At 68.2% G+C, this 22941-nt stretch carries 14 protein-coding genes and 1 tRNA gene; 9 read left to right on the top strand and 6 right to left on the bottom strand.

The window, feature by feature from the left end; all coding sequences use genetic code 11:
* Positions 1–74: 74 nt before the first annotated feature.
* Entirely contained in the window at positions 75–1505 is a 1431-nt protein-coding gene (locus ISN75_RS07850; protein WP_343819002.1) for an MFS transporter, read from the top strand.
* Positions 1506–1780: 275 nt separating this feature from the next.
* On the opposite strand, the gene ISN75_RS07845 is transcribed toward ISN75_RS07850, so the two are convergent.
* The 4 genes from ISN75_RS07845 to ISN75_RS07830 all read right to left on the bottom strand — a co-directional run bounded on the left by ISN75_RS07845 (position 1781) and on the right by ISN75_RS07830 (position 10110).
* Positions 1781–2374 carry a DUF899 family protein gene (locus tag ISN75_RS07845; RefSeq protein WP_343819000.1) on the bottom strand — a complete coding sequence of 198 codons (594 nt, stop codon included), beginning with the start codon at positions 2372–2374 and terminating at the stop codon, positions 1781–1783.
* Positions 2375–2392: 18 nt separating this feature from the next.
* A complete protein-coding gene (locus ISN75_RS07840; protein WP_168647658.1) occupies positions 2393–3097 on the bottom strand; it encodes a DUF899 domain-containing protein in 705 nt (234 codons plus the stop codon).
* A gap of 63 nt (positions 3098–3160) precedes the next feature.
* Positions 3161–3607, bottom strand: coding sequence for an ArsR/SmtB family transcription factor (locus tag ISN75_RS07835; protein ID WP_168647659.1), 447 nt, complete (start codon positions 3605–3607; stop codon positions 3161–3163).
* A 140-nt stretch (positions 3608–3747) separates the two neighbouring features.
* Entirely contained in the window at positions 3748–10110 is a 6363-nt protein-coding gene (locus tag ISN75_RS07830; RefSeq protein WP_343818997.1) for an autotransporter-associated beta strand repeat-containing protein, read from the bottom strand.
* A 424-nt stretch (positions 10111–10534) separates the two neighbouring features.
* Here ISN75_RS07830 and ISN75_RS07825 point away from each other — a divergent pair, with 424 nt between their 5' ends.
* From ISN75_RS07825 to ISN75_RS07800, 6 genes are all read left to right on the top strand, one after another.
* On the top strand, positions 10535–11008 hold the full coding sequence (locus ISN75_RS07825) for a RidA family protein (RefSeq protein ID WP_343818995.1): 474 nt from the start codon (positions 10535–10537) through the stop codon (positions 11006–11008).
* A gap of 270 nt (positions 11009–11278) precedes the next feature.
* Complete coding sequence (locus ISN75_RS07820) at positions 11279–13465, top strand: TonB-dependent siderophore receptor (RefSeq protein ID WP_343818993.1); 2187 nt, start codon at positions 11279–11281, stop codon at positions 13463–13465.
* Positions 13466–13468: 3 nt separating this feature from the next.
* On the top strand, positions 13469–13729 hold the full coding sequence (locus ISN75_RS07815; RefSeq protein WP_167255560.1) for a hypothetical protein: 261 nt from the start codon (positions 13469–13471) through the stop codon (positions 13727–13729).
* Positions 13726–13986, top strand: coding sequence for a hypothetical protein (locus ISN75_RS07810; protein ID WP_167255562.1), 261 nt, complete (start codon positions 13726–13728; stop codon positions 13984–13986). The genes ISN75_RS07815 and ISN75_RS07810 overlap by 4 nt, the downstream gene beginning before the upstream one ends.
* A 7-nt stretch (positions 13987–13993) precedes the next feature.
* Positions 13994–15580 carry a PepSY-associated TM helix domain-containing protein gene (locus tag ISN75_RS07805; protein ID WP_343818991.1) on the top strand — a complete coding sequence of 529 codons (1587 nt, stop codon included), beginning with the start codon at positions 13994–13996 and terminating at the stop codon, positions 15578–15580.
* A gap of 166 nt (positions 15581–15746) precedes the next feature.
* Positions 15747–17162 (top strand): cytochrome B6, encoded by a 1416-nt coding sequence (locus ISN75_RS07800; protein WP_167255566.1) that lies wholly within the window; start codon positions 15747–15749, stop codon positions 17160–17162.
* A gap of 84 nt (positions 17163–17246) precedes the next feature.
* On the opposite strand, the gene ISN75_RS07795 is transcribed toward ISN75_RS07800, so the two are convergent.
* Positions 17247–19706 (bottom strand): membrane-bound PQQ-dependent dehydrogenase, glucose/quinate/shikimate family, encoded by a 2460-nt coding sequence (locus ISN75_RS07795; RefSeq protein WP_168647663.1) that lies wholly within the window; start codon positions 19704–19706, stop codon positions 17247–17249.
* 243 nt (positions 19707–19949) lie between these two features.
* Here ISN75_RS07795 and ISN75_RS07790 point away from each other — a divergent pair.
* A tRNA-Arg gene (locus ISN75_RS07790) sits at positions 19950–20026 on the top strand.
* Positions 20027–20055: 29 nt separating this feature from the next.
* On the opposite strand, the gene ISN75_RS07785 is transcribed toward ISN75_RS07790, so the two are convergent.
* Positions 20056–21138: an acyltransferase family protein gene (locus ISN75_RS07785; protein ID WP_168647664.1), complete on the bottom strand. Its 1083-nt coding sequence runs from the start codon at positions 21136–21138 to the stop codon at positions 20056–20058.
* A 261-nt stretch (positions 21139–21399) separates the two neighbouring features.
* On the opposite strand from ISN75_RS07785, the gene ISN75_RS07780 reads away from it, so the two are divergent.
* Positions 21400–22935, top strand: a complete 1536-nt coding sequence (locus ISN75_RS07780) for an aldehyde dehydrogenase family protein (RefSeq protein ID WP_167255572.1) — start codon at positions 21400–21402, stop codon at positions 22933–22935.
* The last annotated feature ends 6 nt before the right edge of the window (positions 22936–22941 follow it).

The following is a 22941-nucleotide window of genomic DNA, read 5'->3' as shown; positions in this document are numbered from 1 at the left end:
AAATGCTGCGCCTTCCGCCATGCCACGAGCGGCATTAATTTGCCGGCATCCACGCTGCCGGAGTCGCCCGCTTCATGTCCAAGCCGCTTGTTTCCGCCCAGGGCGAATGCGCCATCGAGGGCGCCACGCGCCAGCCCGCCGCGCCCTGGGCGCTGGCCGGCCTGGCGCTGTCCATGCTGCTGCCCTCGCTGGACACCAGCATCGCCAACACCAGCCTGCCGCTGCTGGCGAAAGCGTTCGACGCGCCGTTCCAGCAGGTGCAATGGGTGGTGCTGGCCTATCTGCTGGCGATCACCACGCTGATCGTCGGCGCCGGACGCCTGGGCGACCTGGTCGGCCGCAGGCGCCTGCTGCTGGTGGGCATCTTCTGCTTCACCTTCGCTTCGATGCTGTGCGGCGTGAGCGGGCAGCTGTGGGTGCTGATCGCGGCACGCGCGGAGCAGGGACTGGGCGCGGCGATCATGCTCGCGCTCACCATCGCCAGCGTCAGCGAAGCCGTGCCCCGCGACCGGATCGGCCGCGCGATGGGCCTGCTCGGCACCATGTCGGCAATCGGCACCGCGCTGGGGCCGTCGCTGGGCGGCGTGCTGGCGGCGGCGTTCGGCTGGCCGGCGATCTTCCTGGTCAATGTGCCGCTGGGGGTGCTGGCCTTCGTGCTGGTGTCGCGGCATATGCCGCGGGAGCGCACCGCCGACAAGCCGGCGAGCGCCGGTTTCGACCCGCTCGGCACTGTGCTGCTGGCGGTGGCGCTGGCGGCGTATGCGCTCGCCATGACACTGGGCCACGGGAAGTTCGGCGCGCTCAATCTCGCGCTTCTGCTGGCCGCCGTTGCGGGCGCCGCGTTGTTCGCCTACGCACAGACGCAAGTGGCCGCACCGCTGATTCGCCTGTCGATGCTGCGCGATGGCGACCTGAGCGCGGGGCTGGCGATGAGCGCGCTGGTGTCGGCGGTGATGATGACGACGCTGGTGGTCGGGCCGTTCTACCTGTCGCGGGCGCTTGGCCTGGCGCCGCTGTGGGCGGGCCTGGTGTTGTCCTCCGGCCCTTGCGTCACCGCATTGAGCGGCGTGCCGGCTGGCCGCCTGGTGGATCGCCTGGGTGCGCGCCGCACGACCGTGCTCGGCCTGATCGGCATCGCCATCGGCACCTCGTTGCTGTCCCTGTCCACCTTGTGGCCGCTCGGCGTAGCCGGCTATATCGGCCCCATCGTGATCACCACGCTCGGCTATGCGCTGTTCCAGGCTTCCAACAACACCGCGATGATGACGGGCGTGGCGCAAGGCCAGCGCGGCGTGGTGTCGGGGATGCTCAGCCTGTCGCGCAATCTCGGCCTGGTGACGGGTGCGTCGGCGATGGCCGGGATATTTGCGTGGGCGGTGGGCAGCGGCGATGTCGCACATGCCGCGCCAACCGCGGTGGCATTCGGCATGCGCACGACCTTCGGCGTGGCCGCGGCCTTGATGGTGCTGGCGATCAGAGTTTCAGCCCGGCGTAGGTTGGGGTGAGCGCAGCGAACTCCAACCTACGCCGGCACCGCCTCGCACGTCCGTTGGGGTTCGCGTTCGCTCACCCCAACCTACGCCGGATGTTTCTACGCGGGGTGCGATGCTTTCAACCGGCGCGGCTTGATCGCTTTGTCGACGTGCTTCGCGGGAGCATCCCGCCGGCGCCGCTTCGCCACCGAACGCCACGCCACGGTGGCGACGCCACCGGCGGAACTCACTCCGCCGGCGATCAGCCACGCGGTACCGATGCATAAAGGACACATAAGCCGCCCTCCTCAATGTTCGCCGCAGCAGGGCGGCACGGCCGCGGTCACCCCGGGCCACGCGCCGACGCCGCCCGGCAGCATGTCGAAGAAATGCCACAGCACGCAGAAGTCGTCGCCGGGACTGAAGCCGGTGTCGGATACGCGCAAGATGGCGTCGCCGTCGCGGCGGAACACCGACAGCCCCGGCAGCCAGCCGCCCTTGGGCGATACATAGCCCATGTCCCTGGCGAAGCTGCTGCCTTCGTGGCTGAGTATCGGGAATGTCCAGCCGCGCAGCTCCGCCATGCGCTTCTGCACCGAAGGACGATCCGGACTGGTCACGGCGAAACCCGCGCGCGTCACCACATGCTGGTGGATGCCGTTGTAGCCATCCGCCCACAGCGTGCAGTACGAACAGGCCACGCCCATGTTGTGCACCACGATCAGGTCTTCGTGTTCGCCGAACAGCTCGGACAGGCGCACCTTGCCCTCGCTGCCGTTGAACTCGTAATCGTCCACCCGCTGCGGCTCCACGCCGGCCAGCGTGTCGCGCATCTGCTCGCGGATGGCAGCGATCTGGCGGCGGTAGTCGGCGAGCTTGCCGCTCACGTCGTTGTATTTCATGGCGGTGTTCCTTGGCGCTCAGGTGCCGTAGGCGATGCGGTGCTTCACCCAGGCCATCGGGTACGACAGGCTTTCCTCGTTGCGGCCCAGCGGCGAAGCATCCAGGTACTGGTAGGCGGCGTTGAAGATGTCGATGCCGCGCGAGTAGGTGGAATAGGTGTGGTAGACCTTGCCGTCCTCGTCCTTGAAGAACGCGCTGACGCCGGGGTAATCGGTGCCGCTGACCTTGATGCTGCCGTAGTTGTAGTAAGCCTCGCCGCGCTCGAGCACGTCGGGCCGGAACGACACCTGGTAGTCGTAGTTGAAATCGTCCAGCGAGGACACCCAGGGGAAAGCCCAGCCGAACTCGCGCGCCTGCTTCTGCAGCTTGGCCAGCGGCGCGCGCGAGATCGCCGCGAAGGCGACGTCGTGCTGGGCCAGGTGCGGCACGATGCCGTTGAAGTTGTCGGCCCAGAACGCGCAGCTCTTGCAGCTGATTTCCCACTCCGGCGCATACATCAGGTGATAAACCATCAGCTGGCTGCGATCGCCGAACAGATCGGCCAGCGTGGCCCTGCCCTGCGCCGTCTCGAACGCATAGTTCTTCTCGACCAGCTCCCACGGCAGCTCCTGGCGCTGCCGGGTGACTTCGTCGCGCAGATGGGTGAGTTCTTTCTCTTTGGCGAGGAAGAGCTTGCGGGCCTTGAGCCATTCCTCGTGACTGACGATGCGATGCTGAGCCATGACCATTACCTCGGGATAAGGGGGAGTTGGGGCTTGCATGGACGGCGTGCCGTCGCGGCGCGCTTATTTCCTGCCTGGCGTGCGCTTCTTCGCGGCTTTGCGCGCAGGCTTCGCGGCCGCCGCGGCGCGGCGCTCGTCGATATCCGCCAGGGTGACGGCGAGCAGGTCGAACTGCTGCTGCCAGTATTTGCTGTAGCGGTTCATCCATACCGCCGCTTCCAGCATGGGGCCGGCATCCAGGCTGCAGCGGCTGATCCGGCCGGTGCGTTCCTGCTGGATCAGGCCGGTGCGCACCAGCACCTGGATATGGCGCGATACGGCCTGCAGCGAGATATCGAAAGCGGCGGCGATTTCCGATACCAGCAAGGCCTGGCCGTCGAGCCGTTCGAGGATGTCCCGGCGTACCGGATCGGAAAGCGCGAAGAACACCTGGTTGAGGCGTTCCCGGGCCAGCTCGGGGTGTTCGCCCGAGGCGTCGACGAGGTGCAGGAGCTGCTGGATATTCATCATGGGGGATGAATATCAACTCACTCGTTGATAATCAACAATGGAGTTGATTTTTTAGACGATAGAGCTATCCAAATCATTGGAATAGCTCTATCGACTCAGCAACCAGCACCGGACAGAAGTCCGACCGGCGCTCCCTCGCCTCAGAACCGGTAACTGAACGTCACCGACGCCGCCTGCGCCGACGCATGCCCCACCTTGAGCAGCGCGTCGTAGCTCAGCGACAAGGTCGACGCCCGCGTCGGATGCATCGCCACGCTCGCGCCCAGCGTGGCGTAGGAGCGCGGCAGATCCGTGCCGGGTGCGGCGAACAAGGTGCCGTCCTGCGCCGCCACCGTCACGCCGCGGTGGCGGCCGGCGGTTTCGGTGGCGTAGCCGGCGCGCAATTGCAGATCCAGCGGCTTGCCGTCGTTGTCGAAGGACCGGTCGAACGACAGCCCGACATACGGCTGCAGGCTGCGCGCGCTGTCCACGCCTACGCGCAGGTTCTGCCCGCGCGCGCCGTCTTCGCCGAAGGCATTGCCGTGGAAGTAGGCGTAACGCGCGCCGATGCTCGGCGTCAGCGTGCCGCCGCCCACCGCAAGCGGCATGGCCGCCTGCAGCGCCGCGGTGAATTCGTGCCCCACGTGATCGCCTTCGGCCACGCCGATGCCGCCGAAGTTGCGCTTCTGCGAGAGGTCGTCGAAGGCGTAGCCCACCGTGCCGGACAGGCGCACCGCACCCAGCGGCTGCGCGCCGTAAAGGGCCAGGCGCACGGTGTCGGTCTGCGCGGTGTCGCCGGTCACGTTCTCGCGCAGGTTGCTGTGCGAGAAGCCCGCCGCAACGCCGACGGTGGCATCGCCCAGCGGACGATCCACACCCATCATCAGGCCGTACTGGTCCATGTGGAAACCGGGTTGCCCGCTGCGTCCTTCGATATCGGTGCCGGCACCCGATGCGGTCACCCACAGGCCGTCGCCCTTGCGCGACCGGTCATCGAGCAGCGCGCGATCCACCAGCGAAGCATTGGCGGACTGCGCGCGCAGCAGCGCGGCGGTGCCGAGCGCGGCGTAGTTGGAGGTCTGCGTGGGTGCGATCACGGTTGGCCCGGTCGGCCCACTCGGGCCGGTCGGCGTCGCCAGGTTCAGGCCGACCTGGTTCGCGCCGTAGGTGACCGTGGGCGTAAGCGTGCCGAGCGCGGCGCCATTGGCATACGTATTGGTGACGTTGCCGAACGTGCCGGTGACGCTGCCGCCCGCCGTCACGATGGTGTACTGGTGCGCGGCATAAGTGCCCGGATCGTAGATAAGCGCCAGCGTGCCGCCCAGGCTGGCGTTGCCGCCCACCTTCAGCAACGAGGCATCGGTCGGACTCACTTCGATGGACAGCGTGCCGTTCGCCGACTGCGCGTAGTTGCCGGCCACCGTCAACGTACCGATGGATCCACCCGGCGCCACCATGCCGTCGTTGGTGACGCTGCCGGTGATGCTGCCATGGCCCTGCAGCTTGCCTTGCGCGCCCACCGCCACGTCGCCGCCGAGAACCGCGCCGGGCGAACTGGCATCGCCAACCGCCAGCGTGCCAGCCGTCACATTGGTCTTGCCGGTGAACGCGCTGCTGTCGCCATTGACGGTCAGCACCGCACTGCCCTGCTTGTTCAACACGCCGCTGCCCGTGAAGCTGCCGGCGAACGTGCCGCCGCCGAGGTTCAAGGTGTTGGCGCCGAGCGCCACGCGGCTGCCGCCGACGCCGGCCAGCGTGGCGATGGTCTGCGCGCCGGCGGCGGAGATATCGAAGCTCGCGCCGCTGCCGTTCAAGGCGAGCGCCGTCGCCGGCACCAGCGAGCCGCTGCCGGCCAGGGCCAGGGTGCCGCCGGTGACGGTGGTGGCGCCGGTGTAGGTATTGGCGCCGGTCAATGTCTGCGTGCCACCGCTCAAGCTCAGCCCGCCCGTACCGCCGATCGCTCCGCCGAAGCTGCCGTTCGCCTGCGTCAGGGTCAGCGACTGGCTGCCGAGATTCACGCTGCCGGTACCGGCCAACCCGGCGATCGACGTACCGGACGTGGTCGCCGAGATATCGAAGTTGCCATTGGCGAGCGTGACGCCGCTCGATGCCGCGATGCTGCCGCCGCCCTGCAGCAGCAGCGTGGCGCCGTTGATAGTGGTCGCGCCGGTGTAGGTGTTCACGCCGGTCAGCGTCTGCGTGCCGCCGCCCAGCGTCAGTCCGCCCGCGCCGCCGATCACCCCGTCGAACGTGCCGGCGGCCTGCATGATCGTCAGCACGCTGCCGCCGAGATTCACGCTGCCCGTGCCGGTGAGGTTGGCGACCGATGCGCCGCTGCTGCTCGCGGCGATATCGAAGGTGCCGTTCGCCAGCGCAAGCCCGCTGGATGCCGCGATGCTGCCGCCGCCCTGCAGCGCGAGAGCGCCGCTGACGGTCGTTGCGCCGGTATAGGCGTTATTGCCCGTCAGCGTTTCGGTACCGGTGACATTCAAACCGCCCGCACCGGAAATCGCGCCATCGAACTGGCCACTGCCCACCAGCGTGAGCGCCTGGCTGCCGAGGTTCACCGCACCGCCGCCGCCAAGCGCGTGGATCGTCGCGCCGGTGTTCGCGGCCGTCACGTCGAGCGTGCCGTCGACCGTCACCGCGCTGGAGGAAGCGATGCTGCCCGCGCCGGTCAGTGCCAGCGTGGCGCCGGTGCCGATCGCGGTCTGGCCGCTGTACGCCTGCGCGGCGCTGAAAACCTGCGTGCCGCCGGTGATGGCAACGCCGCCGGTTCCCGTCATCGCGCCGTCGTAGCTGCCGCTCGCGCCTGTCAGCGTCAATGTCTGCGCACCGAGATTCACGCCGCCATGGCCCGTCAGCGCCTTGATGCTCGCACCGGCCGTCGTGCCCGAGATATCGAAACTTCCGCCATTCGCCACGCCGCTCGACGCCGCGATGCTGCCCGTCCCCGCCAACGCCAGCGTGGCCCCCTGCTGGATCGTGGTGGCGCCGGTATAGGCATTGCTGCCGCTGAGCGTCTCCGTGCCGCCGGCCACGACCAGATCGCCCGCGCCCGTGATGTTGCCGCCGAAGTTGCCGGCCGCCTGCGTCAAGGTGAGCGTGCGCAAGCCCAGGTTGACCTGGCTGTTGGCGCCGCTGCCGCTGAGCGTGGCGATGGATGCGCCGTTCGTCGCACCCGTGATGTCGAACAGTCCATTCGCCACCACCCCGCTCGACGCCGCGATGCTGCCGTTGCCGGACAAGGCCAGCGTGCCGGCGCTGTCGATGGTGGTCAGCCCGGTATACGCGTTGACGCCGCTGAGGAATTGCGCGCCACCCGCGATGGTGAACCCGCCGCTGCCGGAGATGATGCCGTCGAACGCGCTGCCGCCATTGGCGATGGTGAGCGTCTGCGCACCGAGCGTGACGGCGCCGCTGCCGGAAAGCTGCTGGATGCTCGCACCCGCGGTCGTTCCCGCGATATCGAACGTACCGTGGTTCGCCACACCGCTGGATTGCGCGATGGAACCGGCGCCGCTCAGCGCCAGCGTGGCGCCATTGTCGATCGCGGTGGCGCCGGTATAGCCGTTGTTGCCGCTCAGCGTCTGTGTGCCGGCGCCGATCCCGATGCCGCCCGTGCCGCCGATGGCGCCGCTGAAGTTGCCGCTGGCCTGGGTAATCGTCAGCTGCTGCGCGCCGAGATCGACCGCGCCACTCCCAGTCAGCGTGCGGATGCTCGCACCATTGCTGGTGGCGGAGATATCGAAGATGCCATCGCTCGCCACCCCGCTGGACGCCGCGATGCTGCCCGGGCCGCTCAATGCCAGCGTGGCGCCGCTGCCGATGCTGGTGGCGCCGGTGTATGCCTGCACGCCCGAAAACGTCTGCGTGCCGCCGCTGACGGTCAGCCCGCCGCTGCCGCCGATCACGCCGGCATAGGTGCCGCCGCCGTCGGTCAGCGTGAGCGTCTGCGCGCCCAGCGCGACATTGCCATTGCCGGCCAGGCGGGTGATCGATGCGCCGCTGCTGGTGCCGGAGATGTCGAAACCGCCGCCGTTCAATACCAGGCCTGCCGAACTGGAAATACTGCCCGTACCGATGAGCGCGAGCAGGGCGCCATTGGCGACGGTGGTCTGGCCCGTATACGCATTGCTGCCGCTCAGTGTCTGCGTGCCGCCCGCGATGGTCAGGCCACCGCTGCCCGCGATGCCGCCCGCGAAATCGCCGCTGGCGTCGGTGATGTTGAGGTACTGCGAACCCAGCGCCACCGCGCCGCTGCCGGTCAGCGCGGCGATCGCCACGCTGCCGCTGCTGCCGGAAATATCGAAGTTGCCGTTATTCACCAGGCCGCTGGAACTGGCGATGCTGCCGGCGCCGGCCAGCGCCAGCGTGGCGCCGGCATCGATGGCGGTCTGGCCGGTGTAGGTGTTGACGCCGGAAAAGCCCTGCGTGCCGCCGGCTACCGTGACGCCGCCCGAGCCGGAAATGACACCGGCAAACTGCGAACTGGCCTGGGTCAGGGTCAGATCCTTGGCACCCAGCACGACCGAGCCCGCACCGGCGAGCGATGCGATGCTGCTGCCGCTGGCCGTGGTGCCGGATATATCGAAGCTGCCATCGGCAGTAACCAGCGATGACGAAGCGATACTGCCCGCGCCGGTCAACGCAAGCGTCGCACCGGCGCCGATGCCGGTCGCGCCGGTATAGGCCTGCGCGGCGGTCAGCGTCTGCGCGCCGCCGGCGATCGACAGGCCGCCGCTGCCGCTCGCGACGCCGTCGAAGCTGCCGCTCGCATTGGTCAGCGTCAACGTCTTGCTGCCGAGCAGGATATTGCCGGCGCCGCTGATGGCCGTTACCGAAGCGCCGGCGTTGGTGCCGCTGATATCGAAGTTACCGTTCACTGCCACGCCGCTCGAAGCGGCGATGCTGCCGTTGCCGCTCAGCGCCAGCGTGCCGCTGTTGATGGTGGTGGAACCGGTGTACGTATTGACGCCCGACAGCGTCAGCGTGCCGCTGCCGTTCTGTTCCAGATTGCCGGTGCCATCGATGGCGCCGCCCAGCGATACCGCATCGCTGCGGTTGAAGGCGAGCGTGCCCAGGTTGTGCACATTGCCGACGATCGAACCGGTGGTGCCGCCGTTGCCGATCTGCAAGGTGGAACCGGTGTCGATCGAGGTGCCGCCGGTATAGGTGCCTGTGCCGGAGAGCGTGAGCGTGCCCGAGCCGATGACCGCCAATGCGCCGCCGCCGGAGATCGGGCCGGAGAACTGCAGCCCATCCGCGCCATCCATGTCGCCGGTGAGGATGGAACCGGCGCCGAGCGTGATCGCGTTGTCCAGCACCATGTTCACGTCCTGCGCGAACACGCGCGCCTGCGCGCCCGCGGCGAGGTCGATGCCGCCGGTGATGCTGCTGCCGTCGAACATGGTCAGCGCATTGCCGGTGCCGTTGAACTGGATCGCCAGTGCGGTGCTGCCGTCCGGGTTGAGTCCGCCGCTGATGCTGCCGCCGGGGCCGTTGACGATGGTGTTGCCGTTCCAGGTGACCACGCCGATGCCGCCCTGTCCGCCCACGGCACCGTTGCCGCCGGCGATGCTGCCGTCGTTCTGCAGCGTAGCGAACTGGCCGACCAGGTTGACGCCCGCACCGCCGCTGCCGCCGTGCGCGGAGTTGTCGGCGCTGCCGGTGCCTGCCACCGCGCCGTTGCCGCCCTGGATGCTGCCGCTGTTGGTGGTCGAGCTGTTCTGGCCCAGCACCAGCACGCCATCGCCGCCCGCGCCGCCGCCGCCGTTGTTGCCGCCGCTGCCGCCCGCGCCGCCGGAGCCGCCGGTGACCTGGCCATCGATCTGGATGTCGGCATCGTCCGCCACCGCCAGCACGCCGGCACCGCCGCCGCCGCCGCCCGCGCCATTGCTGGCGCCGCCGCTGGTACCGTTGCCGCCCGCGCCGCCGCTGCCGCCCGCCACCGCCGCGCCGCCCTGCACGTTCAACTGGATGCCGGCAGCGGTAAACGTCACGCCCGCACCGCCGCCGCCACCGCCGCTGGCGAAATTGAAGCCGTTGGCACCGGCCGCGCCCGTGCCGCCATTCGAGGTGGCGGTGATGTCGAGCGTGCCGCCGCCGGTGGTGCCGACGCTGCCGCCGGCGCCGCCGGCGTTCTCGCCCGCCGCGCCCGCGCCGCCTACGCCATTGGCACCCGCCGGCGCACCGACGACCTGGTCGGTTGCGCCGGTGCCTGAATTGAACACGCTCGCGCCACCGCCGCTGCCGTTGCCTGCGCCGCCACCACCGGTGCGTTGCGGAATGCCCGCGCCGCCCGGCGCGCTGCAGGAAGCAATATCGCTGGCGTTGGAGCTGCACGCGGCCCACGCCGTCGACGAGATCATGGCCAAGCTCACCGCCAGCGCGAGGGGGCGCAGCATGGGCGCAATCCGCGCCCCGCTTCGGCCGGACACGCCGCTGCTTGCATGCGCCAGTTCGGAAGCCACCTGCAGCAGGCGCAGCGAACGATTCCAGACGAGCCGGTAGATGCGGTTCATGGCGGTACCCCTGTTTATGGGTCGATCGATCGGCCACTCGCGGCATGGCGCCGGGGCCGCTTGCAGCAAGCATGGGCGGATGGCATAGACCGATCGTTCGGGGTGCGTGCGGAACCGGCTTGCAGCACAAAGCCTTCGCGTCGCGCGATGGAAGCGATTCCATCGGCGTTCCCCAACGACCGCTACCAACATCCCCTGGATTCGACTTTGCACCGTGCCTTCCGCCGGATGGAGGAACAGCGCCCCCTTGTCGAGCCGGGGGCCTGAACGCCGCACTCCATGGCGACGGGCCGTCGACTCGCGTGGCGTATGGTGCACGCGCGCATGTGGCCCGGCAATGTAACTTCCGGCCGGTGATGCGCCCGGCAGCAGCGGCGGCGGGCACTGGCTATGATCTGCCGTTTCCCCACGCCAGGAGTGTGCCGTGTCGCGACGTCCCGCCTGCTGTCTCGCTGTTGCCGCGCTCGCCTTCGCCGGCTGCGCCCATGCCGCCGATGCGCCCTCCGGCGTGCGCTATCTCGATCCCGCCGGCTTGTCCAAGCCCACCGGCTATACCCACGTGGTGGACGTGCCGGCCGGCGCGCGCACGCTGTATCTGTCCGGCCAGATCGCGCTGGATGCGAAAGGCAACCTGGTCGGCGCCGGCGATTTCGCGGCGCAGGCCGAGCAGGTCTTCGCCAATATCGATACGGCGCTGAAGGCGTCGGGCGCGAGCTTCCGCAATGTCGTGAAGCTCAACATGTACGTCACCGACATGACGCAGCTCAAAGCGCTGCGTGCGGCGCGCGACAAGTACGTCGACGTGCGGCATCCGCCGGCGAGCACCTTGGTCGAGGTAAGCAAGCTGGGGCGCGAGGGCTTGCTGCTGGAAGTCGAAGCGACGGCCGTCGTGCCGTAACGCTACCCCCTCTCCCTGCGGGGAGAGGGTCGGGGTGAAGGGGCCTACGGAGCGATGAAGCAGGAGCACAAAAGCAAGCGACGCTTCGTCGATCTTCTACCGCAACCACCCACCCCTCATCCGGCTGTGCCACGTTTAGCCGCCCAAACACTTGCCCTCTCCATATAAGAATCATTATCATTTGAGGCTGACAACCCCGCAGCAAGCCACGTCGCTCCGCCGACCCAGCCGCTCCTTCTTCATCAACGGTGCCTCCCGCGTGGAAGCACCGTGCCCAAGGACGCACCCGTGGCCGGCCACTCCCCCGCTTCTCCCTCGTTCCACCGCAGCGCTCTCGCCCTCGCCTGCCTGCTCGCCTTCGCCGCACCGGCGCTCGCCACCGAACCGCCCGCCACCGACAGCGACCACAAGGACCAGCGCCGCGTCACCACGCTCGAAGGCGTGAGTGCCACCGCCAATGTCGACGACCACGGCTACACCGTGCCCGCCGCCAGCGGTGCGACGCGCCTGCCGCTGTCGCTGCGCGAGACGCCGCAGTCGGTGAGCGTGGTCACGCGCGCGCAGATGGACGACTTCGGCCTGAACAACATCAACGACGTGCTCGGCCGCACCACCGGCATCAACGTCGAGAAGATCGAAACCGACCGCACCTACTACAGCGCGCGCGGCTTCGACATCACCAACTTCCTGACCGACGGCCTGGGCATGCCGTTCGCCAACGGCGGGCAGGAAGGCGATATCGACACCGCCATCTACGACCATATCGAAGTGCTGCGCGGCGCCAACGGCCTGCTCTCGTTCACCGGTAATCCCTCGGCCACCATCGACTTCGTGCGCAAGCGCCCCACCGCCGACCTGCAGGGCAGCGTGGGCGCCACCGTGGGCAGCTGGAACAACCGGCGGCTGGACGGCGACCTGTCCGGCGCGCTCAATGCATCGAAGAGCGTGCGCGGCCGCGTGGTACTGGCCGATCAACAGAGCGACAGCTATCTCGACCGCTATGCGGTGCGCAAGAAAGTAGCCGCCGGCATGCTGGAAGCGGACCTGACGCCCAACACCCTGCTCTCGGCCGGCATCACCTGGCAGAAGAATGCGCCGAAGAGCCCGATGTGGGGCGCGCTGCCGCTGTACAACACCGACGGCACGCCGACCGACTACCGCCGCTCCACCAGCACCGCAGCCGACTGGTCGCGCTGGGACATGAGCAACACGCAGTCCTACCTGTCGCTGTCGCACGACTTCGCCAACGGCTGGAGCGTGAAAGCCGCGCTCAACTACCGCCGCCTGGCCGGCGCCAGCGAGCTGTTCTACATCTATGGCACGCCGGATGCGGCCACCGGCCTGGGCCTCTTCAGCTACCCCTCGCAGTACAACAGCACCGAGAAGCAGTACTACGCCGATGTCTACGCCAGCGGCCCGTTCTCGCTGGGCGGCCGCGAACACGAGCTGGTGCTGGGCGTGAACGCGGGCAAGAGCGACGTGGACCAGCTCTCCGGCTACTCCACCGACATCGGCACCGCGCTGCCGCCGCTGTGGGACTGGAACGGCCGCTACGCCAAGCCCGCCTTCAACGCCTACTACAACAGCGCGCAGTTCCACATCCGCCGCCGCAGCGCCTATGCCACCGCGCGCTGGAACCTGGCCGACTCGCTGAAGCTGATCACCGGCGCCACCCTCACCCATGTCGAGAGCACCGGCCAGAACTACGGCGTGCCGCATGCGTACGAGAAAACCAAGGCCACGCCCTTCGTCGGCGCGGTCTACGACCTCAACGCGCACTACTCGCTGTATGCCAGCTACGCCAAGCTGTTCAATCCGCAGACCGAAGTGGACGTCAACAACCGCGTGCTCGCGCCGGTCACCGGCGACAATCTCGAAGCCGGCATCAAGGGCGCCTGGATGGACGACCGCCTCAACGCCTCGTTCGCGGTATTCCGCTCGCGCCAGAACAACTACGCCGAATCGGTGGGCATCAACCCGGCCACCGCGCAGAACTACTACCGCGGCATCAACGCCACCTCCACCGGCTACGAATTCGATCTCGCCGGCCAGATCACCCCGGACTGGGAAGCCAGCGCCGGCATCACCCAGCTCGGCATCGAGGACGACCAGGACCGCAACGTGCGCACCTACGTGCCGCGCCGCACGCTGCGCATCCACACCACCTACCGCTTGCCGTGGATGCCCGGCCTGAAAGTGGGCGGCTCGCTGCGCTGGCAGGACCGCATCGTGCGCGACCAGCTGGCGCTGGATACGCAGGGCCGCGAGATCTACACCACCCAGGGCAGCTATGCGCTGCTTGGCCTGATGGCGCGCTACGACTTCGATCCTTCGTGGAGCGCCACGCTCAACCTGGACAACCTCACCAACCGCAAATACATCGCCAGCCTGTACTGGGCACAGGGCTACTACGGCGCGCCCACCAACTGGCAGTTGAACGTGACGTACCGGTTCTGAACCATGGTGCCCGCCGCCCTCCTGCTGTGTTTCGCCAGCGCGCTGCTGTTCTACCTGGCCAGCCCGCAGCAGCGCCTGCGCGCCCGGCCGCTGCCGTCGTGGATACGGCTGGCGGCATTGGCGTTCGCGGCCAGCGGCGCCGGTGCGTGGATCGACGTGCTGGGCCTGGGCGCGGGGCTGTTCACCGCGCTTACCGCACTGATGCTCGGCTGGGTCGGCCTGCCCTACGCGGCGTGGTATGCCTCGCGCGGGGAGCGGCGATGATCGCGCGCTGCCTGGCCGGCACCGTGCTCGGCTTTCCGCTGTCGGGGATGCTGCTGGCGCTGTGCCTGTTCTGGCTGCCCGGGCATGGGCAGGATTGGTTGATTCCCGTGCTGCTGCTGTTCTTCCCGCTGTGGGTGGGCGTGATGGCGGGCAGCTATATGTTCCGCAGCGGCGCGCGCGCCTGGCTGATGCTGGCTGCCGCCAATGGCGCGGCGTTCGCTCTGCTGTGGCTGTCGCGCCACGTCGCCGGCGCCTGAGGCCCGCATGAAATCCTCCACCATCCGCACCTTCCAGACCGTCCACACCTGGGCCGGCCTGCTCGCCGGCTTCGCGCTGTTCGTGGCGTTCTATGCCGGCGCGCTCACCGTGTTCCATCACGACATCGCGCTGTGGCAAAGCCCGCCGTGGCGCAGCGAACCGGCGCGCGACGTCTCCGTGCAGACCATGATCGACCGCCTGCTCGCCGCGCATCCGAAGGCCGCCAAGGATTTCGGCATCGTGCTGGCGCCGCCGGGCACCGCCCAGGGTCCGTATGCGTACTGGAACGATGGCGAGGAACATTTCGCCACCGCCGACAAGCTGGACCGCCCCACCGACGACGCCGGCGCCACCCGCGGCCAACTGGCCGACTTCGTCTACGCGCTGCACGATTCGCTGGGCATTCCGGTGGTGGGCCTGTACCTGATGGGCATCGTCAGCGTGATCTACGGCCTGGCGCTGATCTCCGGCCTGCTGATCCACCTGCCGCAGCTGCTGGGCGACCTGTTCGCGCTGCGCCCCGGCCGCAACCTCAAGCGGCTATGGCAGGACGCGCACAACGCCATCGGCGTGCTGAGCCTGCCCTTCCACATCATTTTCGCGGTGACCGGCGCGCTGATGTGCCTGTTCGTGCCGCTGTTCGCCGCGCTCAACCTGATCGCCTTCGACGGCAAGCTGGACGATGCCTTCGCCAAGGCGATCAGCACCGCGCCGACGGTGCAGGCCAGCGGACGCGCGGCACCGATGCTTTCGGCCGAGGCGCTGACCGAACGCGCGCGCGCCTCGGCGCTGTCGCTCGGCGTCACCCGCTTCGAACCGGACTACGTGCACTACGACCACTACGGCGACGCCAACGCCCTGGTGCAGGTGCGCGGCGTGTCGGAGCGCACGCTGGGCACCTACGGCACCATCGCGCTCAACGGCGCCACCGGCGCGGTGCTGGAGCAGCACGTGGGCGCCGCGCACAGCGTCAACGGACTGGTCAATTCCTCGATCTATGCGCTGCACTTCGGCAACTTCGGCGGACGCGCGGTGCAGTGGCTGTATTTCCTGCTCGGTCTGGCGGGCGCGTTCCTGTTCTATTCCGGCAATTTGTTGTGGATCGAATCGCGGCGCAAGCGCCGCCACGCCGAACAGCCGCGCAAGACGCTGGTGATGGCGCGCGCCACCCTGGGCGTGTGCCTGGGCACCTGCGCCGGGATTGCGGCGGCATTCGCGGCGACGATGCTTGCGCAGGCGCTGGGCATCGATCCCGCCATGCCGCAGCAAGCCGCCTGCTATGGCGTGGTGGCGCTGGCGGTGGCGTATGCCTGCATGCGTCCGGTGGCGCGGGCCGCGGTGGAGTTGCTGCTGTTCACCGCGGCGGCGCACGTGGCGGTGGCGATCGCCGACCTCATCCGTAACGCGCCGGCGTGGAGCCAGCCATGGACGCCGCAGTCGCTGGCGGTGCTGGGCGTGGACCTCACCGGCATCGCCCTGGGCATCGGCTTTGCGTGGCTGGCGCGGGCCAGCCGGCAGCGTGCGCTGCATGGGGATGCCCATAGCGTATGGGCCGCCTCTTCCGCTCGGCCAGGCATGCACGCCGAAGTCTGAAGAACCTGCCGGTCACGCGTACTTCACGCGTATAGAAATCATCGATCGGTGCAATTCGATCAATCAATTATTCATGGCCGCCGGCGAGGCATAGGCTCGCGGCAGGCGGCTTCATTACCAAGGGGGACACGTCAGGCCGCCTGCTACCCAACGCAAGGGAGGCCCCATGAAACGCGCAACCGTAAAGCACGGACGGCGACTCGCGCTGGCGATCGCCGTGACCTTCGCCGTGGCCGGATCGGTGCAGAGCCAGCAAGCCGACTCTTCCCGCAAGCCGCCGCCGAGCAGCTACGCGCCGGTGATCGAACCGGATTTCGCCACCACCATGCAACGCATGTCGCAGGCCAAGGCCGGCGTCATGCAGCGCCAGAAGAACCTGCTGCAGGAACGCTACGACCTTGCCGACAAGCCGGCCAAAGGCGTGACCATGTCGCGCGGCAAGCCGGTGCAGGAAGGCGTACGCGTGAAACTCCGCTCCGGCACCAGCTGGCAGCAGCTGGCCGACCTGTCGCCGGACGAGATCAAGAGCAAGGACCTGTTTCCGTCCGGCTTCCTGCCCCTGCCGCATCCCAACCATCCCGAAGGCGGCATGGTGTTTCCGCATTTCGAGATCGAGCGGATCAAGCAGCAGGACAACCGCGACCTGACCCGCTTCGACCTGGACTTCGACCTGCCGGACCACATCCTGCCGGAGTTCCCGCAAGCGATCTTCCTCACCACGCGCCCGGACCTGGGCGATGTCTCCAAGGGCAAGCTGGTCACGCTGGACAATTACTACGAGCTGTTCAACGGCCTTCTCAATCCGAAGCAGCTGGAAGGCCTGCGCCTGCTGGTCACGCCGTTTCCGCAGCAGCAGTTCAATGCCACCGGCGACCGGCGTTCCGCGCGGCCCAGCCTGGGCGTGGCCTGTTTCGATTGCCATGCCAACGGCAGCACCAATGGCGCCACCCACCTGGTGGGTGACATCCGCCCGCAGGAATTCCGCCACCGCATCGAGACACCGTCGCTGCGCGGCGTGAACATCCAGCGGCTGTTCGGCTCGCAGCGCGCCTTGAAGACGGTGGAGGATTTCACCGAGTTCGAACAGCGCGCGGCCTACTTCGACGGCGATCCGGTGATCGCCACCAAGAAGGGCGTGAACATTCTGGAGCGCGGCAGCCAGGTGCATTTCATGGCGGAGTTCCAGGAGATCCTGGATTTCCCGCCCGCGCCCAAGCTGGCCTGGGACGGCAAGCTCGATCCCGCGAAAGCGAGCGAGCAGGAGTTGCGCGGGCAGGCGGTGTTCTTCGGCAAGGGCCAGTGCAGCGGCTGCCATACGCCGCCCTACTACACCGACGGCAACATGCATAACCTGCAGGCGGAGCGCTTCTACAAGCCACGCATGATCAACGGCATGATGGCCGGCGCGGACGGCCCGATCAAAACCTTCGCGCTGCGCGGCATCAAGGACACGCCGCCGTATCTGCACGATGGGCGGCTGCTGACGCTGGACGACACGGTGGAGTATTTCAACCTGGTGCTGGGCACGAAGTTGAACGAGCAGGAGAAGCAGGACCTGGTGGCGTTCATGCGGGTGCTGTAGGCATCAACGCCGGCGTAGGTTGGGGTGATAACCCAACGTCGTCGCATCCACGATGCGCAGCGATGTTGGGGTTGTCACCCCAACCTACGGCTTGGGCAGCGCATAGGCGACCAGGGCGTCGCCCATCTTCGTTCCCAGCGAACCATGGCCGCCGGCCATGATCACCACGTATTGCCGCCCGGTCTGGTCGGAGACATAGCTCATCGGCGTCGCCTGCCCGCCTGCGGGCAGCCGCGCCTGCCACAGCTGGCGGCCGTCGCGCACGTCGTAGGCACGCAGATAGTCGTCCAGCGCAGCGCCCATGAAGGCCACGCCGCCGCCGGTGGCGATCATGCCGCCGAGGCTCGGCACGCCCAGCGGCAGCGGAATCGGCAGGGGCGCGTTGTCCACCACCGTGCCATTGCGATGCATCCACACCTTGCGCATGGTGCGCAGGTCCACCGCCGCCACATAGCCCCACGGCGGCGCCTGGCAGGGAATGCCCAGCGGCGACAGCAGCGGCTGCAGGTCGACCGCGAACGGCGTGCCCTGCATCGGCTGCAGGCCGTGCTCGACGCCGGTGGAACCCTTGGCGCTCTTGGCTTCTTCCTTCTCGCGCGTGATCAGCCGCGACACGAAGGCCATGTAGTTGGGATTGCCCACCAGCAGCTGCCGCGCGGGATCCACCGCCACGCCGCCCCAGTCGAACACGCCGTAGTTGCCCGGATACACCAGCGAGCCCTGTTCCGAGGGCGGCGTAAAGATGCCGTCGTAGCGCAGCCGCTTGAACTTGATGCGGCACACCAGCTGGTCATAGGGATTGGTGCCCCACATATCCGCTTCGCGCAGCGGACGCTCCGGCGTGAAGCTCAGTGCGGAGAACGGTTGCGTGGGCGAAGTGCGGTCGCCGGTGGCCGCGCCCTGCGGCACCGGCTGCTCCGGCGCCGGCACGATGGGCTTGCCGTCGCGCCGGTCCAGCACGTAGATATCGCCGCGCTTGGTCGACGCCACCAGCGCCGGCCGCTTGCCCTGCGGCGTGTCCAGGTCGACCAGGCTGGGCTGGCCGCCGATATCCATGTCCCACAGATCGTGATGCACGGTCTGGTAGACCCAGCGCAGCTTGCCGGTGGCGATCTCCAGCGCCACGATCGCGCTGCTGAAACGCTCGCCTTCGGGATAGCGGTCGCCGCCCCACATGTCCGGCGTCTGGTTGCCCATCGGGATATAGACCAGGCCGAGCTTCTCGTCGACGCTGGACACGCTCCACGAGTTCGGCGAATTGTGCTTGTAGTGCGCGCCGGCCGGCAGCGGCTCGGTGCTGGCGGGATCGGCCGCATCCCAGTTCCACAGCAGCTTGCCGCTGGTGACGTCGTAGCCGCGGATCACGCCGGAGGGTTCGTCGGTCGATTCGTTGTCGGTGACGCTGGCCGACACGATCAGCACATTGCGCGTGACCGTGGGCGGCGAGGTGGGATTGAGAAAACCGCGCCGCGTCATCGCCATGCCCTGGTTCAAGCCGATCGCGCCGTGGTCGCCGAAGTCGGTGCAGGGCTGGCCGTTGTCGGCATTGAGCGCGATCACGGTGGCATCGGCGGTGGGCGCGAAGATGCGGCGCGGGCAGCTGTCGAAATGGATCGCCTCGGCCACCACCGCACCCTTAGGCGTCGGCGGCGGCGCCACCGGCGCCACGCCTTCGGCCGCAGCCTGCGCGGCATAGGCGCCGGAATCGTGATACGCCACGCCGCGGCAGATCATGTGCTGATAGCCCTTGGCATCGCGGTTGATCTTCGGGTCGTAGCGCCAGCGTTCCTTGCCGGTGTCGGGATCGAGCGCAATCACGATGTTGTGCGGCGTGCACAGGTACAGCATGCCGTTGGCTTTCAGCGGGGTCACTTCATTGGCGATCTCGGTGGGATCGCCGGGGCCCTTGAGGTCGCCGGTGTGGAAGGTCCACGCCACCTGCAGTTTCGAGACGTTTTCCGGCGTGATCTGCGCGGCCGGCGCGTACCGGTCGCCGTAGCCGGAGCGGCCGTAGGCGGTCCAGTCGTTCGGCGGCGTGCCGGTGGCATCGGCGGACGGAGGCGCGCCCACGCTCTCGTCGGCCATGGCGCCGGCGAGCGTGTGGTAGTCGGTGAAGTACGCCACCGCGCCCACCGCCACGCTTGCGGCCATCGCCACCCACAGCGGCAAGGTGCCCGTCGCCCAGCGCAAGGCCGCTTCCGGATCCGGCTCCAGGCGCCGCGACACCCACGGCAACAGCAACCACGCGCCCAGCACGAACCACACCGCCAGCCGCGGCACCAGCTGCCACCAGTCGAAGCGCACCTCGTAGATCGCCCACAGCAAGGTGGCAAGCAGCAGCAGCGCGTGCAGGCCCAGCGCCAGGCCGCTCCCTCGCCACGCCAGCCAGCCGGTGGCGATCAGCACCGCGCCGGCCAGCACGTAGTACGGCGAACCGCCGAGCACGAGCAGCCACGCGCCACCGGCCAGCAGGGCCAGGCCCAGGAGTACGAACACTGCCGCGGTGATCCACAGCGCGGCGGCCGGTCGGGACTTCGTCTCCATTCGCTCTTCCCTTGTCGCGTATCGAACGGCGGGGCATCGCCAGATGGCCCGCGCCACATGGTCGGCAAGCCGCCGTTGGGGTTTCGTGACGCCAAGCGCGTGCTTGCCGCAGCGCCCGACTATGGCGCATGCCGATGAACGCACACCGAGCCGCGCGGGCCGACCGCGTACGCGCTGGGAAAAAGCACGCCGCCCCGCCGCTTTCTCGCGCCGGGTCCGCTTCCTCTATACTTGCCGCCCGTTGCCCCCGTAGCTCAGTTGGATAGAGCGTCCCCCTCCTAAGGGGAAGGTCGTACGTTCGAATCGTATCGGGGGCACCACTCTTCGCTGGCGGCGGGCCGGCTTGTCACTAAGCGGCCTCGCCCGCCACCGGCTCCAGCGGCCTGCGCGCGATGCGCTGCTTGAGCGCCATCGCCGGCGCCTCCACCAGCCGCCAGGACAGCATGCCGGCCAGCAGCGCCAGCGGCGCGGCCAGCACGAACATCTTGTACGGACCGGCCGACGGCAGGTAATGCGCGATCACCTGCTGGATGGGAAACGCGTAGAGATAGACGCCATAGCTGTAGTCGTCGATCCAGCGCGGCAGCGCCAGCTTGCGTCCGTAGCCGATCACCAGCGTGCCGTAGGCCAGGGTCAGATAGCACAGCGGATAGAACGCGCGGGTATCGGCGGAAAGAAAGGTCATCGCCAGCAGCGCCACCGCCAGCGCCGGGCTGTAGGGAATGAAGCGGCGGTTGACGTACACCAGGCCGCCGAAGCAGAACATCGCCGCGAGCTTATATTCCCAGACCCCATGCGCAATCATCGGCAGAAAGTCGAAGAACGCGGATGCGATCAGCAGCACGGCCAGCGCATTCAACGCCGCGCGCGACTTGTACGCCGCCAGCGCGGCCAGGCCCACCAGGATGTACAGCCGCACCTCCACCGGGATGGTCCACAGGCTGCCGTTGATCACGCCGGCGAAGGCGCCGTCGCGCAAGGTCACGCCGGGAAGATCGCCCGCGATGCGATAGGTGGTGGCGTTGGTGAGCAGATAGCGCCAGGTGGTGGGCGAGGAGAAATACTCCGGCAGGCTCAGCGACGTGAACACCGTGCCCAGCACGAAGGTCATCACCAGCGCGCAGACGATCAGGCCCGGAAAAATGCGCAGCGCGCGCTTGGCGAAATAGCTGGCGGCGGAACGGCTTTCCACGCAGCTCTTGGTCACCAGGAAACCGCTGATCACGAAGAAGATGAAAAGCCCGATCCGGTGGCTGAGGATTTCCGGGTCGCGCGACACCAGCGAAGCCAGGTCCACGCAGGAAGCGCATTCCGCGGCCAGGCGGAACGAATGGCCGTAGACCACCAGCATCGCCGCCAGCAGGCGCAGCAGCAGGAAGTTGTTGGACTGCTGGTCTGCGCGTTCCGCGCATATCGCTTCGAACGTCTTCAAGAGGACTCCTCGCAACGGCGGCAGGGCCGCGGCCGTTTTTTTCCGCGCGGAGGATACGCCAGAACCATGTCGTATCCCTGTCACGCAAATCCCCCCGGGTGAGGCCCTGCCGGCCCGATGGCGCGGCGCACCATCCGCCGCCGCCGGCCGTGCCTCGGGCCTACCCGTGCCGGCCTGCTAGAATTGCCCTTTTCCACCCATCCCTAATCACCCATCCCAAACCACCTCCGCGCCCCCAGGCGCCACGGTCCAGGAGCAAGCATGTCCCACGAAATCCTCAAGGCGCTCGGCATCGGCGCGGAGCATTCCGGCACCTATCTCGGCCAGGGCGAATGGTCCCGCACGGCGGACGCCGGCGCGCTGCAGCCGGTGAATCCGGCCACCGGCGAGGTGATCGGCACCGTGCACGCCTCCAGCGCCGCCGACTACGAAACCATCGTCAAGCGCGCCCAGGAAGCCTTCAAGACCTGGCGCACCACCCCGGCCCCGCGCCGCGGCGAAGCCGTGCGCCTGTGCGGCGAAGCGCTGCGCAAGCACAAGGATGCCCTCGGCTCGCTGGTCGCGCTGGAGATGGGCAAGATCAAGCCCGAAGGCGACGGCGAAGTGCAGGAGATGATCGACATCGCCGACTTCGCGGTGGGCCAGAGCCGCATGCTCTACGGCTACACCATGCATTCGGAGCGCCCCGGCCACCGCATGTACGAGCAGTACCACCCGCTGGGCCTGGTCGGCATCATCAGCGCGTTCAACTTCCCGGTGGCGGTGTGGGCGTGGAACGCCTTCCTCGCGGCGATCTGCGGCGACATCTGCATCTGGAAGCCGTCGCCGAAGACCCCGCTGTCGGCCATCGCCACCATGAAGATCTGCAACGAGGCGCTGCAGGCCGGCGGCTTCCCGGACATCTTCTTCCTGTTCAACGACGCCGGCACCGACCTCTCGCAGGGCTTCGTCGACGACAAGCGCATCCCGCTGATCAGCTTCACCGGTTCCACCAAGGTCGGCCGCATGGTCGGCGAGCGCGTGGCGCGCCGCATGGGCCGCTCGCTGCTGGAGCTGGGCGGCAACAACGCCATCATCCTGGACGCGAGCGCCGACCTTAAGCTGGCCATTCCGGCCATCGTGTTCGGCGCGGTCGGCACCGCCGGCCAGCGCTGCACCACCACGCGCCGCCTGTTCGTGCACGAGTCCATCGTCGGCGAAGTGACCGACAAGCTGGTCGCCGCCTACAAGCAGGTGGAAGGCAAGATCGGCGACCCCACCCTGGCCACCACCCTGATGGGCCCGCTCAACAGCCAGGACGCCGTGCAGGCGTATCTCGGCGCGGTGGAGAAGGCCAAGGCCAGCGGCGGCAAGGTGCTGACCGGCGGCGCCGCGCTCACCGACCGCAAGGGCAACTTCGTGCTGCCGACCATCGTCGCCGGCGTCAAGAACAGCGACGAGGTGGTGCAGACGGAAACCTTCGCGCCGATCCTCTACATCATGCCGTTCAAGAGCCTGGACGAAGCGATCGAGCTGCAGAACGACGTGCCGCAGGGCCTGTCCTCGGCGATCTTCACGCGCGACCTGAAGGCGGCGGAGCAGTATCTGTCCGCGGCCGGCTCGGACTGCGGCATCGCCAACGTCAATATCGGCACCTCCGGTGCGGAAATCGGCGGCGCCTTCGGCGGCGAGAAGGAGACCGGCGGCGGCCGCGAATCCGGTTCGGACGCGTGGAAGGTGTACATGCGCCGCCAGACCAACACCAGCAACTATTCGGATTCGCTGCCGCTGGCCCAGGGCATCAAGTTCGACCTGTAAGTGCGA

The organism is Dyella marensis, assembly GCF_049532885.1.
Lineage (GTDB): Bacteria > Pseudomonadota > Gammaproteobacteria > Xanthomonadales > Rhodanobacteraceae > Dyella_D > Dyella_D marensis.
The sequence above is the reverse complement of the archived record's forward strand: the minus strand, read 5'-3'. Positions and strand labels throughout refer to the sequence as shown.

What these genes read in the sequence shown, in the direction of transcription:
- ISN75_RS07850 (WP_343819002.1), top strand. Translation starts at nt 75, where the DNA reads ATGTCCAAGCCGCTTGTTTCCGCCCAGGGCGAATGCGCCATCGAGGGC.
- ISN75_RS07845 (WP_343819000.1), bottom strand. Translation starts at nt 2,374, where the DNA reads ATGAAATACAACGACGTGAGCGGCAAGCTCGCCGACTACCGCCGCCAG.
- ISN75_RS07840 (WP_168647658.1), bottom strand. Translation starts at nt 3,097, where the DNA reads ATGGCTCAGCATCGCATCGTCAGTCACGAGGAATGGCTCAAGGCCCGC.
- ISN75_RS07835 (WP_168647659.1), bottom strand. Translation starts at nt 3,607, where the DNA reads ATGATGAATATCCAGCAGCTCCTGCACCTCGTCGACGCCTCGGGCGAA.
- ISN75_RS07830 (WP_343818997.1), bottom strand. Translation starts at nt 10,110, where the DNA reads ATGAACCGCATCTACCGGCTCGTCTGGAATCGTTCGCTGCGCCTGCTG.
- ISN75_RS07815 (WP_167255560.1), top strand. Translation starts at nt 13,469, where the DNA reads ATGGTGCCCGCCGCCCTCCTGCTGTGTTTCGCCAGCGCGCTGCTGTTC.
- ISN75_RS07810 (WP_167255562.1), top strand. Translation starts at nt 13,726, where the DNA reads ATGATCGCGCGCTGCCTGGCCGGCACCGTGCTCGGCTTTCCGCTGTCG.
- ISN75_RS07805 (WP_343818991.1), top strand. Translation starts at nt 13,994, where the DNA reads ATGAAATCCTCCACCATCCGCACCTTCCAGACCGTCCACACCTGGGCC.
- ISN75_RS07800 (WP_167255566.1), top strand. Translation starts at nt 15,747, where the DNA reads ATGAAACGCGCAACCGTAAAGCACGGACGGCGACTCGCGCTGGCGATC.
- ISN75_RS07795 (WP_168647663.1), bottom strand. Translation starts at nt 19,706, where the DNA reads ATGGAGACGAAGTCCCGACCGGCCGCCGCGCTGTGGATCACCGCGGCA.
- ISN75_RS07780 (WP_167255572.1), top strand. Translation starts at nt 21,400, where the DNA reads ATGTCCCACGAAATCCTCAAGGCGCTCGGCATCGGCGCGGAGCATTCC.